Here is a 15919-nt window from a genome sequence, read left to right as displayed (position 1 = left end):
GCCACCCTGCGGTCCGAACTGCTGAACGAGGTCACCACCTTCTCTTCGCTGCACCACGCGCAGGAGGCCATCAGCACCTGGGTGCGCACCTACAACGAGACCAGGCCCCACCAGTTACTGGAAATGGCCAGCCCCGCAACACGATTCCGGCCGAACCCGCCCCAGCCACTGACTGTGAACACCTCCGACTGGCAGCCCCAGCCGGCCACGATGCCCGAACCGGATGATGACCCGGTCCCCACGGTCATCGACGAGGCTGCCGGCCGGCCGAGCGCAGCGCCCATCGCGATCGAGTGGGAAGCCACGGTCCGGCCCCGCGGCATCATCACCACATCGAATCGCGGAATCAACAGCGCCCGTGGAGAGTTCACCGCAGAGGACGATCCAAACAGGCCGATGCCTTTGGAGTGGGCGACAAGCTCGTGATGTGGTCGGGCCGTCACCGTCAAACGCGCTACCCCCACCGGCACGCGCCGGACCGACGACATCTCCGCCGCGCTCGTAGGCAAACTCGCTGAAATCGGTTGTCCAGCAGCGCAAGTACATCACCTGCAGATGGTGGATTGATGCGCATCCTCTTCTCTTTCCCGCTCCCCGCACTCGCTTCACCCTCTATTCGACTGCGTCGCTTCGCAGCTGTTTGGGAAGATCCGAGCGAATTCGGCTGTGACGCTCGGCGTTATCTGCGACCCAGCGTTCCTTATGCAGGAGCTTCCCCCATTGGCGACATCATCGACGCAGGACGATCGCGACCGTAAACGCCGACGCGGCAGTGTCCGGCATCGAGTAAGGTGGAGTGGTTCCGAATGATACTGGGGCACAGAACTGCTGGGGGCCTTCATGTCGGCACTGAAACGACCTGGCTGGGTACTCGGCGGCCGCTACCGGTTGATCGAGAAGCTCGGCAGTGGTGGATTCGGGACCGTCTGGAAGGCGCGCGACGAGCGGTGGCAAGTCGATGTCGCAGTGAAGGAAGTACTACTCCCGCAGGCCGAATCGAGCACGGAGCACGCCGAGCGAGTCGCGCGCGCCGAACGCGAGGCTCGCAATGCCGCACGGCTGAGCGACCATCCGAACATCGTCGGTGTCCTGGATGTCGTTGCCGATGGTGCGACGCCCTGGATCGTCATGCGCCTGGTGTCCGGCCGCTCCCTGAAGCAGCGACTCGACAGCGGTGGGCCGGTGACCGTCGCGGAAGCCACCACCGTCGCCGCAGCGTTGTTGCAGGCCCTGCGTGCCGCCCATAATGCAGGCGTGGTCCACCGCGATGTCAAGCCGGGCAATATCCTGCTCGCCACAGATGGTCAGGTTCTGCTCACGGATTTCGGCACCGCCCGCCATCATTCCGATCACACGCTGACCGCCAAGGAGACGATTATCGGTTCGTTCGAGTACATGGCACCCGAACGCATCGACGGTGAAGGCACACCGGCCGGTGACCTGTACTCCCTCGGCGTTACGCTCTACCACGCGGTGGAAGGGGTCTCCCCATTCCGCCGCGACACCATTCACGGAACGATGAAAGCGGTGATGTTCGGTACAGTTCCCCCGCCTGCGCGCGCCGGGCAACTCCTCCCGCTCATCACCCAGCTGATGGACAAACAGCCGGAACGACGCCCATCCATCCCGGACGCACTGACACTACTCGCGTGCCGGACACGTCAGGACCTCAAGCCGAAACCAAAAGCCTCCCAAAGCAATTCACGATCACACGGAGCCCGCCGTGGGCGCGGTGAGATTGGCCAGCTACTGGCCCGTGCCCGCGATCATCAGAAGCGCGGCGAAATACGCGAAGCCGAACAGCTACTCCGCCAAGCCGCAGAGATGAAGGACACGCTCGCCATGTCATTCCTGGCGCGACTCCTCGAAAAGCGTGGTGCCCGCGCCGAAGCCGAACGCTGGTACCGGCAAGCCGCCGAGAGCGGCGAGACACTCTCGATGCTCACCCTGGGCCATATGTGCATGAATGCGGGCGACCTCACTCGTGCCGCCTACTGGTACCGCCGCTATATCGATCACGGCCACATCCTCGGAAAGGTCCACCTGGCAACGGTTCACGAGGCCCGAGGCGAGAAGGACCAAGCCAGGATCCTCTACCGTGAGGTGGAACAAGACGGCGACGTCGTCGCTCTGAAAGCCCTGGGCGACCAATGGAAATCTTCAGGCCGCTCAGACGCCGCCAGACGCGTCTACCACAAATCCGCCCAAGCCGGCTACGCCCCCGCGAAGGCGGCCCTCGAGAGGCTACCCCGACTCTAGTATTCGAGCATCACTTCATGAGCACAAGGGAAATCAGAGCTTTCGGAGCCCGACCACCGCGCGGGGTTCACCGATATCACCAGCGAAATCAGTGACGGCCTTGCCGAATTGAGCCGATACGCTCCGCCCTCTACCGCAATGCTAATGACACCCGTGTCGCGGCCGCCATTATTCGTACGGCGCTGGACCGTATGCACCTGCGTGGATGCACCGATCCGAAATACCCGGCTGGAGACACCGAGCCCAATGGATGCTCGACGTGAGCCGAGAGTTGTCGGCGCTCGGCGTCGAGCCGCGGAAGGATACCCATGACGAATCACCGACCCGCACTTCGCTTTTCGGCGCTGGACACAGCACGATCATTCAGGGCTCGAACGCAAGCCAGGCGCTGCGTAACTGCGTCGAGCTGGCAAAATTCATCGACAGACTCGGCATCCACCGATTCTGGATACCCGAACATCACGGCATGCTCGGGTAGCCAGTTCGGCACCGGCAGTCATCATCGACCGCGTCGGATCGGTTACCCAGCATGTACGGGTGGGAGCTGGTGGCGTCATGGCACCCAATCACTCGCCCATAGTGGTCGCCGAGCAATTCGGCACACTGGAGGCATTCCACCGAGGGCGTGTCGATCTCGGGCTCGGACGCGCCTCGGGCGGGCCCCGCGACGTCATCGACCGCATCCGCAGCCCACACGACCGGGAATCGATGCCGTTCGAAGACCAGATCCGAGAGTTGCTGGCGCTATTCGAAAAACAGCACCCGAACGAACGTGCGGCGGCAGTGTCGGACCGAGGGCAACCGCCCAGAAATCTGGATGCTCGGAAGCAGCGACTACACAGCCCCGTGTCGCCGGCACCCTCGGACTTCCGTTCGCGGTGGCCCACCACCTCATCGAGACCGAACACGACTGCTACGCAATCGGATTGGGAGCACTCGTGCAGTGAGACTCACCCGTCGTCGGGCTACAGCGGTGTGCCGACGGTGTCGAGGTTCGGATCGGTGGTCGCAACGCGCGGCAGCTTCGGGCCTACGTCGTGGGGTGCGACGGCGGCCGCGGCCAGGCAGACTCATACACCCTCGTAGACGGCAATGTTCTTCGTAAGGTCGGATATTGCTTCGGGCAATTCGCTGTCGGCGTTGTAGTGCGGGAACGCCGTCTGTCTGCCGAACCCGACGAGATGATCGCACTCGCCCTGGACTAATTCGACTATGCAGCCACGAAAGCGGACGCCGAGGAAGGTGACCGCACTCCGCTGCACGTCACTGGCTCGCCCAAGGCCGCGGTGACGCCGTCGTCACACAGCTCGAACGGCACCCAATCACCCTCGAGTGAGCAGACCACAGGACACCTCCGGGGCCGGGCGGCCACCGCGCCCGGTGACCGGATGGGCCGGTGCGCTGAAAACGTTGCGACACAGCGACCTACCGGCGAGCCGACACATCGCAGCCTGCCCCTCGATCACCACGCACGTGAGTTCTCGGATGAAGCCGTCCGTACGCCCGGCAAGGTCATTGAGCGCGAAGCCGCTGACCTGGCCGGCTGCTTCGCTCAGTGCAACGGGGAGAATCCGGCGGGAATGGCGATGGTGGAGGTCGCATGGGCGATGTTCTCGGGGCCGTTTTCGGGTGGCCAGATTCCGCGTTCGTTGGACTCGCGGCGGATGGCCAGTCGTTGATCGAGGCTGGGGAATGGCCAGATGTGGGTGATGCGCGGGGTGCCGTCCAGTCCGTACATCGCTGTGGTGAGCGGGAAAAGCTCGGTGCGTTCGGGGAGGGCGGCGGCCCAGCCGGCCATGGTGGGTGTGAGTCCGCCGACCTTCAACTCGTAGGTGCGGAATTCGTAGACGTCGCCGTAGCGTCCGGTTTGGACGGGAGGGACGAATGGGAACGGCGCGTAGGTCTCAACTGTGAAGGAATCCAGGTACTCGCCGGCCCCGAAAGGGTCGGAGCTGGTGAGGATCCGCTGTCGTTCCTCGGCGAGCGTTTCGGCATCGGTGAACTCGCGGAGTAGAAGTACCCGGCCGACGATGACACCGTGCTCGGTTTCCCAGCAGCCGAGCAGTCTGCCGCGCGCTGGTGCGCCCGTGGTGTAGTCCCGCAGGGCGGAAAGCGCTTTCGGCACCGTGTAGAGCTTCATTGCTAGATGGGTGAGTTCATAGAGCATTGCCACGCCTCCGTGTAGGTATGTGTTTCTCCCGCGCTGTCGACGCATCGACGGTCGCGATCGGGCACCGCCCCGGCCGATTTGCTGCGGGCTGTTCAGCCGTGGTGATGCTCGGCCTCGGTCGCGGCGGTGTATCCCGCGACGCGACCGAATACCGCGGCGCGCATGAGCGCCGCGCCGCCGGGGTAGTCACCGTAGAACAGGCCACCGGTCGCTTCACCCGCCGCGTATAGGCCGGGCACGGGCACGCCGTCGCCGCCGAGTGCTCGTCCGTCCGGGTCGATCCGCACACCGCCGAACGTGAACGTCAGTCCGGCGACCGCGTGGTAGGCCACGAACGGCGGATGATCCAGCGGTGTGGCCCACTGCGATTTGGGCGGCGTGCAGCCTGTTGTGCTCCCGTCGTCCCGACAGGCCCGATTGAACTCCTCGATCGTGCGCACGAGCTTGCCGGGCGGCACTCCGATGCGCTCGGCGAGTTCGGCGACTGTCGGTGCGGTGACCGGGACTGCGGCTCCGGCGAACTGGTCGGCCACACGTTCCGCGGTGCGCTGGTCGAAGATTTCGAATGCCTCGTGGCCGGGCTGGCGCATGATCGCTTTGCCCATCTTGGAGTAGTTCTTCACCCACGGGCCGGGCCCCTCGTCGACGAACCGCTCGCCCTCGCGGTTGACGAGCACTCCGAGCCAGAACCCGTGCAGCGGGAACGGCGGTGACGCCGCGCTGCGCTGCGGCGAGGGCATGCTCGGGTCCACGGCCGCCGAATGGCAGCTCGACCAGGTTCCGGCCTCGTCCGCTCCGGCCCGCAGCCCCGCGATGATTCCGTCGCCTGTGGCGAGCCGGGTGCCGCGCAGTGTGACGTTCTCCCAGTCGGGTCCGAGGTGTCGGCGCCGTAGCTCGCGGTCGGCCTGGAATCCGCCGCTGGCGATTACCACCGCGTCGCCGGGCACCACGCCGTCGCCTACTGCCGCGCCGGTAACGCGCCCGTTCTCGCGCACGAGGTCGATGAGCGGGGTGGACCAGCGGATCTCGACGCCGATGCGTTCGGCGTACTCCAGCAGCGGCTCGATCACTTCGAAACCGCGCGACATGCCCTCGCCGGTGCTCGTCAGGATCTGCCCGGGCGGGATGTGCAGCACTCCGTTGCGCACGTGCGCGCCGACGGTGCGGTTGAAGGTGAAGCGGACGCCTTTGGCCGCGAGCCACCGCACAGTGTCCAGCGACTTTTCGGCGAGCGTTTCCACCAGCCGCGGGTCGGCCCGGCCGTCGCTCATCGCCATCAATTCGGCGGCGTAGACCTCGCTCGTATAGGGCGGAGCCTCGATCCGGTCGGCTCGCATCCCGGGCTCGAAGTCCTGAGTGATCGACGTCAGGTCGTCAGGTCCGCGGTAGCGGAACAGGAACAGCCCGCCCGAGAAGGCGGCATTCCCGCCGACGTCCGCACGGCTGCCCTTCTCCAGCAGGACGACGTTCGCTCCGGCTTCGCGGGCGGAGATCGCGGCAGCGAGCCCGCTCAGGCCCGCTCCGGCGACAACAACTTTCGGCACTGGTCCTCCATGATCTTGGTGTGGGATACCGCTGTCGAATCAGTTCCGGTCGAAACCGCCGACAACCCTGGGTGAGGTCGTCGCCTCCACGACCGGGCGGCGACGGCCATCGGTCCTGTTACCAGCTGAAGGCGAGTGGTTCGGCGGTCTCGCCCCGGGGTACAGGGCCGGTGTGTCGGACGAACCCCTTGCATGGGGCACCGGCCTCGGCGGCCAGCCAGTTCGCGGTGTCGATCAAGCGTGGCAGGTCGATTCCGGTGCGGACGCCGGACAATTCGAGCAGCTGCACGGCGTCCTCGGTGCATACTCCGCCGCCTTGGGAACCCGGCATCGCCGGGTGGCCGCCACTGCCCGCGAGCGCAGTGTCGATATTTCGCACGCCGAGATCCAGTAGCGGAAGCAGGGCGGCCAAGCCCATGCCGCGGGCGTCGTGGATCTGCACGGTGAGGTTCTCGGCGGGTATGTGGATGAGTGCGGCGGTGACCAATTCGCGGATCTGAGGTGGTGCCGCGTAGCCGGACGAGTCGGCGAGAATCCAGTGGTCCACGCCTATGTCGAGAAGCCGGCCGGCCAGCGGTTCGAGATCAGCCCCACCGCGGGCGGGTCCGGTGGGCCCGCCCCAGGCGAAGATCACATACGTGCCGAGCACGATGTCGTGGTCCGAGGCGTAGGCGGCCATGCGCTCGAGCTCCGCCAGCGAGTCCGGAGTGGAACGCCCGATGTTGGCGCGGGCGAAGTCCTCATCGGCCGACAGCAGGAAAGACGCCGTATCCGCGCCCGCGTCGACGGCGCGCTCGAGGCCGCGCGTATTGCCGACACAGCAGCCGAGACCGAGGCCTGGCACGCGCGGAACCCGGGCGAACACGGCCTCGGCGTCGGCCAGTCCGGGGATCAGGTCGGGGCGGACGAACGAGGACAGCTCGAACGTGCGCAGCCCTGCGTCGACGAGCCGTCGCACCAGCTCGACCTTGACCTCGGTCGGGACGCGATGGTTCTGGAACGTCAGGCGCGGCGCGATCTCGCGGATGCGCACATCGGTGGTCATCGTGCACGCCTCAGACATGGCGGGTCGGTGTGAAGCCGGCGGCGTGCGCGTCCCAGGCGTCCAGCTGTCCCTGGTTGCGCAGCTCGGTTTTGCGGACCTTGCCGGTCGGTGTGACGGGTAGCCGATCGACCACGCGGTAGTAGCGCGGCACCATGAAATGCGGCATGCCGCGGTCACAGTGCGCGAACAGATCAGCGAAATCCACCTGGCGCCCGGGCTCCATCTCCAGTACGGCGAGCACCTCGTCTTCGCCCAGCTCCGATGGGGTGGCGACGGCGGCCGCTGCGACCACACCGGGATAGGCCAGCAGCAGCGACTCGACCTCGTGGGAGGAGATGTTCTCGCCACGGCGGCGCAGCGCGTCCTTCTTGCGGTCGACGAAGTAGAAGTACCCGTCCTCGTCGGTGTAGCCGAGATCGCCGGTGTGCCACCACAGATCGCGCATCGTCGCGAGAGTCGCCTCGGGATCGCGGTGGTAGCCGCAGAACATGACGTGGGGTTCGCGTGGCCGGTACACGATCTCACCGGCTTGCCCGGGTGCGGCGCGTCGGCCGGACTCGTCGTGCACCTCCACAATCGAGGATTGCGTGGGCAGCCCGATCGAGCCGACCTTGCGCGAGTCCAGCGGGTTGTAGAGCACGTTCTTGATCTCGGTGAGCCCATAGCCTTCGACGATGTGGACTCCGAAGCGTTCTTCGAATGGATGCAGTACCTGCGGGGGTGCGGGCGCGGCGAACACACGTCGCACCTGGTGGTCGCGGTCTTTTTCCGACGGTGGCTGCGCGAGCAGCGCGGGCAGGATCGAACCCAGCGCGTTGAACTGGGTGACGCGGTGTGCGCGCAGTTCGTCCCAGAACCGGCTGGCGGAGAATCGGCGGCCCAGTACGACGGTGGCGCCGGCGTACAGGCCGTGCAGGGTGATGTTGATCTGGGCTGCACCGTGGAACAGCGGCAGGCACGTGTAGAGCCGCTCGTCGGAAGTGGTGCCCATCTGGGCGGCGCACTCCCGTGCGGCCGCGACCTGCATACGGTTCGGGTACACGACTCCCTTGCTGCGCCCGGTGGTGCCGGAGGTGAGCATGATTGCCACCGGATCGGACGCGCCGATTTCGGGGAGTTCGCGTGCCGGGGCGCCGGCCGCGATCAGCGCGTGCCAGGTCAGCACGCGGACGCCGGGCGGGGTGCGGCCGGGTGCGGCGTCGTCGAGCAGGACCACCGTGGTCAGTGTTCCCGGCAGTTCGGGGAGGTCGGCGACGAGGTCGAGCAGGGCTGCCTCGGTGACGAGGATCCGCACATCGGTGCTGCGCAGCGCGTGGTCGAGGAACTGCCCCTTGTATGCGGTGTTGACAGGGACTTCGACGAGCCCGGCGCGCGCGGCGCCGAACCAGGTGAGCAGATACTCGATGCGATTGGGCAGGAGGATGCCGACCGCATCGCCGCGCCGGGCACCGAGTGCGAGCAGGCCACGGGCCACCTCGGAGACAGCACGGTCCAGCCGGCCGTAGGTCAACTCGGTACCGTCGACCACCAGCGCGGGCTTGTCCGGATGCGCGCAAGCCCGGGCGGCGACCAGCCCGCCGACGGTGTCCTCCGCGAGATCCTCGGGCCGCCTAGGGGTTTCGGTCATGCCAGCTCCTTCTTCGCCCGGGCCAGAAAGCTCTCCAGGGCCGGGTCCCAGGACGCCTCGGCGCCGGTGGTCACCAGGAACGCGTCGATGCCGAGGTCTCGGTAAGTACCCAGCGTGTTCAGGATGCGCTCCTCGGTGCCGACGAGCGCCTGCGAGTTGGCGAAACCACCCAGCAGTCTCGTCAGGCCGGTCCAGAAGCAGTCATCGTGGAGTTCCTCGTCGGTCAGCGCGAGCGCCCGCTGCCGTCCGACGGAGGTGTCGGTCGACGACGAGCGCAGGAACCGGCCGCTGTTCTCGGCGATCTGCCGCTCTACCGCACGCGCCTGTGCCCAGGCGTCGTCGTCGGTGTCGCCGAGGAACAGTCGCAGGCTCAGCGAGAAGGGCATCTTCCGGTGGTAGGCCTCGGCGGCCGCGCTGACTCGCTCGATGCGTTCCCTCGTACCCGCGAACGGCTCACCCCACAGCATGTACAGGTCCGCGTGGCGCGCGCCGAAGTCGACGGCATCGTCGGACTCGCCGCCCATGAAGATAGGCACCTGCCCCTGCACCGGCCTGGTCATGATCTTCACCGCCTCGGCTGTGTAGTACTCACCGTGGTGGTCGAAGGGCTCGGTCGAGGTCCAGGTGCGCCGGACGACGTCGAGGTACTCGACCGCGCGCCGATAGCGTTCGGCTTTGGGCAGGTCGTCGGATTCGCGGCGCAGATCCTTGTCCGACCCGCCGACGACCACATTGATCGCGAGCCTGCCACGGGCCAGCACGTCGAGTGTGGCGAAGTAGCGCGCGGCGGCCACCGGTGGCATGACACCGGGCCGGTGCGCGACGATCGGTGAGAACTTCTCCGACACGGCGAGGGCGAACGGTGCGGTCGCGTGATTGTGCGGCCAGGTCGAGGAGTACCCGAGCAGGACCCGGTCGATCACCTCCGAGCGGTCCAGCTGGTGGACTCGCTCGATCATCCGGTCCGGATCGGTCTCGTCCGCTGCGAGGGCCTGGGCCCCGGTGAAAAACTCGACCATTGTTCCTCCTCAGTTGCTTGTCAGCCAGGCTTGGTGCCTGGCGTAGTGGTCGGTGCGGCGGGTGCGGAGCTCGGCGCGCGCGGTGGCCAGCGTCGGTCCATCCCGGCCGAGGGCCAGCACCGCCGAGACCGCCCAATGCCTGCCGCGGTGGGCATCGACCGACGCCGTCGCCGTGAGGCGCTGCTCGACCGGAACCGGGCGGTGATAGGAGATCGCCAGCGACTTCGTGACCAGCCGCGGTTCGGTGCGCAGCACGGCCATGGTGAGCACGTCATCGAAGACGGCCGCGATCCAGCCGCCGTGCGCTACTTCGGGCCCGCCCTGCCAGTGACGTGGGCAGATGACGTCGAACCGCAGCGGGTCGTCGTGTGCCTGGACGCCGAGCCGGCAGCGGTCGTCTCCGGAACAGCCGCCGCAGAGCAGGCGACCCGACGCGGACGGTTCGATCGTGAATTCGTCCGGGTGTTCACCCATGGGCGGCCTCCCGCAGCGCGGCGACCACCGTCTCGGGCACGTCGATCGTGCCGCGCCGCAACGTCTCCTCGCGACACGCCGCGGACCGGTCGAACGGCACCCGAACGGCCCGGCCGCCTTCCACGGGTCTGGTCGCGCGGATCGCCGCGGCGAACTCGGTGACGCGGCGGCGGTAGTCGTCCGGGTCGGTGAGGGCGGCCGGGTCGACCAGCAGGACGAAGAACCCGCAGTCGGAGATGCCCGCTGGGTCGGCCGCCGCGCCACTCATCATCCCGAGCAACTGCACCACCATGGCCAGTCCGGAACCCTTGTGCCCACCCCATACGCCGAATGCCCCCGCCAGTGCAGCGCCTGGGTCGAGTGTCGGGGACCCGGTGGCGTCGTAGGCTTGGCCCGGCTCCAGTTTCTCGCCGAGCCGGGCCTTCAGCACCACTTCTCCGTACATGACGGCGGAGGTACCGATATCCCAGATGACCGGCGCCGGGTCGGCGGGGAAACCGAACGCGATCGGGTTGGTGCCGAACCGTCCTTCGGTACCACCCTGTGGAGCCACGACTGCGGGCCCGCTGCCCGCGATCACCCCGGCGAGCCCGGCCGCCGCAGCCTTCTCGAGGTAGTAGGAGAACATGCCGGTGTACCAGGTGTTGCGTGCGCCGACGACCGAGATGCCTTGCGCGCGAGCTTTTTCCATCGCCAGCTCGAGCGCTCGCATGCCGACGAGATAACCCACCTGATCGCCACCGTCGAGGGTCGCCGATACGGGCGTCTCGCCGACGACTTCGATCGGGCGCGGCGCTTGGGCGGCGGCGCGGATCCGCTCCGTGATCGACACCGCCCGCGCGAGCCCGCCGAACGACAGTCCGCGCAGTTCACAGTCGAGCAGGTGATCCGCAATGACGACGGCGGCGTCCGGGGTATGGCCGGCGGCGGTCATCGCGGCCACGGCGAGAGCGTGGGCGTCGGACAGGGTCAGAGTGGTCATGACATGCCTCTCCATCGAGGTGGGGATGAGCTCCGGAAGGGGATCGGATCGCACGCAGAGGTCTGTGTGGGGTTCAGGCGGCCGCGAGGCGGTGGTACCGGCTGCGGAAGAACAGCAGCGGCCCGGCCGCCGGGTCGGCGGCCAGATCGCTGACGCGGCCGACGACGATGCGGTGGTCGCCGGCGTCGTGCACAGCCTCGATCGCGCAGCCGATCCAGGCAACGGCACCGTCGAGCACGGGATCGCCATGCGGCCCGGGATGCCAGCTCAGGTCGGCGAACTTGTCCCCACCGGAAACCGCCAGCGCTCGGCAGATGTCTTCCTGTCCGGCGGCGAGCACGTTGACGCAGAACGTGCCACGCCGGGCGATAGCGGGGAATGTCGAGGACGTCTTGTCGGGCAGGAACGCCACCAGCGGCGGATCGAGCGAGACCGAGGTGAACGACGAGACGGCCATGCCTGCCGGCTCGCCGTTCACGTCACGCCCGGTGATCGCCACGACGCCGCTGGGGAAATGTCCCAAGACCGACCGAAAGACTTCCGTTGTAAGCATGCTGACACAGTATAAGCATTCTTACGTAGATGCAAGCATGCTGATTCATCCACCTCGGCGAGTGCCTCTACGCTGCAGGGATGACCGACCCACTGCCCTATATCGATCCGTTCGACGACGGTCGCTCGCCCGCACGAGCGGCCACTGGCATGGATGAGGCGTCGTCCCTGATCGACGCAGCGTTCCGGTTCGAACGTGCCGTCTCGAGGATCGGGAACGCGCGCCTGCGGCCGTGGAACATGACCCTGTCCAGCTACACGGCGTTGCGGATACTGGCCAACCAACCGCACCTGACGCTGGCCCAGCTGTCCCGGCGTTGCTACGCCCGGCCACAGACGATGACGCGCATCGTGACCCAGCTGGAGAAGCGAGGTTTCGTCGCACGCAGCGCGCACCCGGAGAGCGAGCGAGCGCTGTCGCTCGAAGTCACCAAGGCCGGTCGTGCCGCGCTCAATGAGATGGGCGCCGCGGTGCTCAAGATCAGCGACACGCTCAACGAAGTCGTCGGCCGAGAAGAGATCGTCGCCACCGACCACCAGTTGCGGCAGGCCGCGCTCGTCGTCGAGAGCGAGCTTCGAGAAATGGGACGCTCAGATAGCTAAGCAAGCGGATGAAATGCAAGCATGCTTATACTAGCCCGGTGGATCGATTGACGATGGCGCTGGAGGCGCTGCGAGAGGGTCGGCCGGTGCTCGTGACCGACGCGGCCGACCGGGAAAACGAGGGTGACGTGGTGCTCGCCGCGCATGCCGCCTCAGCACACTGGATCGGGTGGACCATCCGGCACACTTCCGGTCTGTTGTGCGCGCCGCTGACCCCGCGCCGCGCGGCCGACCTGTCTCTGCCGCCGATGGTGGAATACAACGAGGATCCGCGCGGCACGGCCTACACCGTGAGCGTGGACGCGAAAATCGGGGTGACCACGGGGATCAGTGCCGCGGACCGGGCCCGCACCCTACGGCTGCTCGCCGATCCGTCGGCCACATCCGCGGATTTTGTGCGCCCGGGGCACATTCTGCCGCTGCGCGCACGAGCCGACGGCGTGCTCGAGCGACCGGGGCACACCGAGGCGTCGGTCGACCTCTGCCGGTTGGCGGGTTTGCCTCCCGTCGCGGCCATCGCGGAACTGGTGGACGACGACGGCTCGATGCTTCGCGGCCCTGCCGTCGACGCGCTTGCTCATCGCTTCGACCTGCCAACTCTGACCATTGCGGAGCTGATCGGCTATCGCCGCCGGAATCGCTCGCCGGTCGCGGAACAGCCACGCGTCGTGCGGACCGCCGAAACCGAGCTGCCGACCCGGTACGGTCGCTTCCGCGCGCTGGGCTATCTCGACCTGCGCACCGGCGCCGACCACCTCGCCCTCGTTCACGGTGAGCCGCGCGGCGAGGTGACCGTGCGCGTGCACTCCGAATGCCTCACAGGCGAATCGCTCGGCTCTGAGCGTTGCGACTGCGGCCCGCAACTCGACGCCGCACTAGCGCAGATCGGGCGCGACGGCGGCGTGCTGGTGTACCTGCGCGGGCACGAGGGAAGGGCCATCGGCCTGAGGAAGAAACTGGCCGCATACAAAATTCAGGACGACGGACTCGACACGGTGGACGCCAATCTCCAACTCGGCGCACCGGCCGACGCGCGCGAATACGGCGCCGCCGCAGCCATACTGCTTCACCTGGATATCACCCGCGTCCGGCTGCTGACCAACAATCCCGGCAAGATCCGGGACCTCGAAACCGGCGGAGTCTCCGTCGCACGTCGCCTTCCGCTCACGGTCGGCGCCATGCCTGCGAACCTCCGGTACCTGACCACCAAAGAGCACCGAATGGGCCACCTGTTCGGCAAACGCGAAGTTTCCTAGCATCACCGCTCGCCGGTTCCTCCGGATCTACAGAACGTCGATAGGACGTCGTGGAAATTACTCTCGGTGACGGCACGCCCCCGAAGGGGCGAGAGCGGTCTTATGGGAGTGCATCGGCCCTGGCAGAAACGGGCATTGTCGGCTGGACTCTACTGACTGCAAGCCTTGGTGGCTCAGCTGCCAGGGGCAATGGTGGCGTCGATGCGCGTGACGAGGCCGTCATCCACAGTGAGCGTCAGCAACCCGAAGAATTTGCCGTCGACGAAGGCGAGGATCACGGGTTTGCCGATGGCGGTGTGCTGAACGAGCTGTGCCCTGGTACCGAAATAGGTTGCCAGACTCGCCGCGACCTTCGCACGGCCTCGGTTGGTTTGGGCCGCCATCGCGCCGGAGAGGAAGGTAGCCACACCCCACGCGTCCGGGTGCAGGGTCGCCAGCAGCGAGTCGATATCTCCACCGGCGCACGCGGCGACGAATTGCCGGGTGAGCTTGCGATGCTCCCGCGCCCGGCCGGCATCGGGTTCCGCGCCGGCGAGCTTGTGCCGTGCTCGACGTGCCAACTGCCGGCACGTGCCGACCGGACGACCGAGTGTCTCGGCGACCAGATCGAACGGCATCCCGAATACGTCGTGCAGGATGAACGCCACCCGCTCGGCGGGGCCGAGTCGCTGCAGGACGACGAGCAGGGCCAGTTGAACCTCCTCGTCGAGGGTTATCCGGTCGGCCGGATCCGCCCGCGGATGAACTGTCGAACCGAACGTGTCCATCTCGACAGGGTCACCGGGCAGCTCATGGCGTGATGTGGCCGAGCGCAGCAGATCGACGCAGATCCGGGTGACCACGACGATCAACCAGCCGCGCACATCGAGGATCTTCTTCATATCCGCATCGGCGAGCCTGGAGAATGCCTCCTGGACAACATCTTCCGCGTCGCCATGGTTGCCCAGGATCCGGACGGCAAGGTTGAGCAGATACGCCTGGTTTCCTCGCCAGGCGGCGGCGAACTCATCGGGCATACTCCGGGGTGTCATCTCCATGTCCTCTAGGACGAGATGTGGGCCACGAAAGTTACTACACCGAGCCGTGGTTCGTAACTTTCCGCCCGGCCGTCTCGTCCTTGTGTGTGCGAACGGAATTCGCAACAGCGCGCAAACCCATGAGAGCAGGAGAGATTATGAATCACAACGCAGGTCGATCACGAAGGCTGGCACGGATGGCGCTGACCGCGGCGGCAACCCTCGGGACCATCCTGTCCCTGAACACAGCGGTCGCCGGCGCGGACCAACCCGACGCCGATCGGTACCTGGGAGTGTGGAACTACGATCAGCCGGACACCTCGACCGGAACCAATATCGCGGTCATCCAGATGCCCGGCGCGCAGTTCAAGGTTCCCCAGATCGGCACGATGACCTTCTCTCGCGACGACGGCGGAGGCGTCGTGGGCCGCTCGGATCAGGGTTGCACATGGCATTTCGCCGTAGGCGCCACCGGCCTGGACCTGACCTCCAAGACGCAGTACTGCTTCAACAAGGTCATCGGCTCGGGCTACAGCATCGACACCTGGCATGTCGAGATCCGGGGCGACAAGGAAACCGAGACGATCCACGCGACCAGCTACAACAACGGCGGCTCATACCCGTTCATCCTGGAGAAAGGCACTCGCACCAAGGCCGTCACCGGCAGCGTGGGCAATACGAACAAACTGTTCGCCGGAACGTGGATCTTCGACCCGTCGGACCCCGCCACCAGGCTCAACATCCTGCAGCCCAGCGGAGTCGCGAAAACCGGGAGCATCACATTCTCCGCCGGTGACGACGGAGTCCTGCAGGCCCGCACCAGCGACGGATGCCAGTGGAGGCTCGCGGCCGCCGGCAACACCGCCGAACTGGCACCGGCGACCCAGAAGTGCGGATCACAGACGATGAGCTTCTGGGCCATCGCCAGCGATGGACATCACGAGTTCGTCGTCATGTCGGGCATCGACCCACAAGGCAATCCGTACCTCTTGACGGTCGGCACGTTGACCAGAAGCTGAGACCACCCGGCAGCGAGTCTTCGATCTCGTCGCTGATGAGGCCGAAGACTCCCACCGCCCGCTGGCAGAAGGAAACCGTGACAGTGTCCATCTCCCACATCAACCGGTGCGCCTACGACCTGGCCGGGCAGCTGATCTTCCTGCGCCTGGCCGGCGGCGAGCACATCGCCGAGATCCTCGCTCGCGGTGGAGAACCCGACGATCCGGACATCCGCGCGATCGTCCGATGGGCTCGTGCCACCGTCACACCGCATGCACACGAACTGGCCACGCCGCCGTTCGCCGCGAACCTCGCGCCCGAATACATCGGCACGGCCCTAGCGTTGCACCTCATCAACCGGTTGGTGATCGCT

The 15919-nt window shown here is 66.7% G+C and carries 16 protein-coding genes; 7 read left to right on the top strand and 9 right to left on the bottom strand.

Translation table 11 applies throughout. The features are described 5' to 3' along the window. The 4 genes from NM2_RS52780 to NM2_RS53230 form a co-directional block, all read left to right on the top strand. A partial coding sequence (locus NM2_RS52780; RefSeq protein WP_157121882.1) for an integrase core domain-containing protein occupies positions 1 to 426 on the top strand: 426 nt, incomplete at its 5' end. Between the two features lie 414 nt (positions 427 to 840). Further along, positions 841 to 2259, top strand: a complete 1419-nt coding sequence (locus NM2_RS44355; protein ID WP_067683126.1) for a serine/threonine-protein kinase — start codon at positions 841 to 843, stop codon at positions 2257 to 2259. Positions 2260 to 2509: 250 nt separating this feature from the next. Further along, positions 2510 to 2737 carry an LLM class flavin-dependent oxidoreductase gene (locus NM2_RS44350; protein WP_067683123.1) on the top strand — a complete coding sequence of 76 codons (228 nt, stop codon included), beginning with the start codon at positions 2510 to 2512 and terminating at the stop codon, positions 2735 to 2737. Further along, positions 2656 to 3345, top strand: coding sequence for an LLM class flavin-dependent oxidoreductase (locus NM2_RS53230; RefSeq protein WP_084532262.1), 690 nt, complete (start codon positions 2656 to 2658; stop codon positions 3343 to 3345). The genes NM2_RS44350 and NM2_RS53230 overlap by 82 nt, the downstream gene beginning before the upstream one ends. A 466-nt stretch (positions 3346 to 3811) precedes the next feature. Here NM2_RS53230 and NM2_RS44335 read toward each other — a convergent pair whose 3' ends face one another. The 8 genes from NM2_RS44335 to NM2_RS44300 form a co-directional block, all read right to left on the bottom strand. After that, entirely contained in the window at positions 3812 to 4426 is a 615-nt protein-coding gene (locus NM2_RS44335) for an NIPSNAP family protein (protein ID WP_067683129.1), read from the bottom strand. Between the two features lie 95 nt (positions 4427 to 4521). Continuing rightward, on the bottom strand, positions 4522 to 5973 hold the full coding sequence (gene tcuA / locus NM2_RS44330) for an FAD-dependent tricarballylate dehydrogenase TcuA (RefSeq protein WP_067683118.1): 1452 nt from the start codon (positions 5971 to 5973) through the stop codon (positions 4522 to 4524). A 118-nt stretch (positions 5974 to 6091) separates the two neighbouring features. After that, complete coding sequence (locus tag NM2_RS44325; RefSeq protein WP_067683116.1) at positions 6092 to 7018, bottom strand: hydroxymethylglutaryl-CoA lyase-like TIM-barrel protein; 927 nt, start codon at positions 7016 to 7018, stop codon at positions 6092 to 6094. Between the two features lie 10 nt (positions 7019 to 7028). Next, positions 7029 to 8645, bottom strand: coding sequence for an AMP-binding protein (locus tag NM2_RS44320; RefSeq protein WP_067683112.1), 1617 nt, complete (start codon positions 8643 to 8645; stop codon positions 7029 to 7031). Then, the gene (locus tag NM2_RS44315) at positions 8642 to 9664 is read right to left on the bottom strand and encodes an LLM class flavin-dependent oxidoreductase (protein WP_067683110.1); all 1023 of its coding nucleotides are present in this window, start codon (positions 9662 to 9664) and stop codon (positions 8642 to 8644) included. The genes NM2_RS44320 and NM2_RS44315 overlap by 4 nt, the downstream gene beginning before the upstream one ends. A gap of 9 nt (positions 9665 to 9673) precedes the next feature. Next, complete coding sequence (locus NM2_RS44310) at positions 9674 to 10138, bottom strand: PaaI family thioesterase (protein ID WP_067683108.1); 465 nt, start codon at positions 10136 to 10138, stop codon at positions 9674 to 9676. Further along, positions 10131 to 11120: an Ldh family oxidoreductase gene (locus NM2_RS44305; protein WP_067683107.1), complete on the bottom strand. Its 990-nt coding sequence runs from the start codon at positions 11118 to 11120 to the stop codon at positions 10131 to 10133. Before NM2_RS44305 ends, NM2_RS44310 begins: the two co-directional genes overlap by 8 nt. A gap of 73 nt (positions 11121 to 11193) precedes the next feature. Continuing rightward, complete coding sequence (locus NM2_RS44300; RefSeq protein ID WP_084532260.1) at positions 11194 to 11673, bottom strand: flavin reductase family protein; 480 nt, start codon at positions 11671 to 11673, stop codon at positions 11194 to 11196. Between the two features lie 80 nt (positions 11674 to 11753). On the opposite strand from NM2_RS44300, the gene NM2_RS44295 reads away from it, so the two are divergent. Both NM2_RS44295 and ribA read left to right on the top strand, forming a co-directional pair. After that, entirely contained in the window at positions 11754 to 12275 is a 522-nt protein-coding gene (locus NM2_RS44295) for a MarR family winged helix-turn-helix transcriptional regulator (RefSeq protein WP_067683106.1), read from the top strand. Between the two features lie 38 nt (positions 12276 to 12313). Continuing rightward, positions 12314 to 13531 carry a GTP cyclohydrolase II gene (gene ribA / locus NM2_RS44290; RefSeq protein ID WP_281182840.1) on the top strand — a complete coding sequence of 406 codons (1218 nt, stop codon included), beginning with the start codon at positions 12314 to 12316 and terminating at the stop codon, positions 13529 to 13531. 173 nt (positions 13532 to 13704) lie between these two features. Here the strand turns inward: ribA and NM2_RS44285 are convergent, their stop codons facing one another. Beyond that, positions 13705 to 14568: a sigma-70 family RNA polymerase sigma factor gene (locus NM2_RS44285; RefSeq protein ID WP_067683102.1), complete on the bottom strand. Its 864-nt coding sequence runs from the start codon at positions 14566 to 14568 to the stop codon at positions 13705 to 13707. Positions 14569 to 14705: 137 nt separating this feature from the next. Here NM2_RS44285 and NM2_RS44280 point away from each other — a divergent pair, with 137 nt between their 5' ends. Further along, a complete protein-coding gene (locus tag NM2_RS44280; protein WP_157121878.1) occupies positions 14706 to 15566 on the top strand; it encodes a hypothetical protein in 861 nt (286 codons plus the stop codon). Positions 15567 to 15919: the final 353 nt, after the last annotated feature.

Source organism: Nocardia miyunensis NBRC 108239 (genome assembly GCF_001613065.1).
Classification (GTDB): domain Bacteria; phylum Actinomycetota; class Actinomycetes; order Mycobacteriales; family Mycobacteriaceae; genus Nocardia; species Nocardia miyunensis.
The sequence above is the reverse complement of the archived record's forward strand: the minus strand, read 5'-3'. Positions and strand labels throughout refer to the sequence as shown.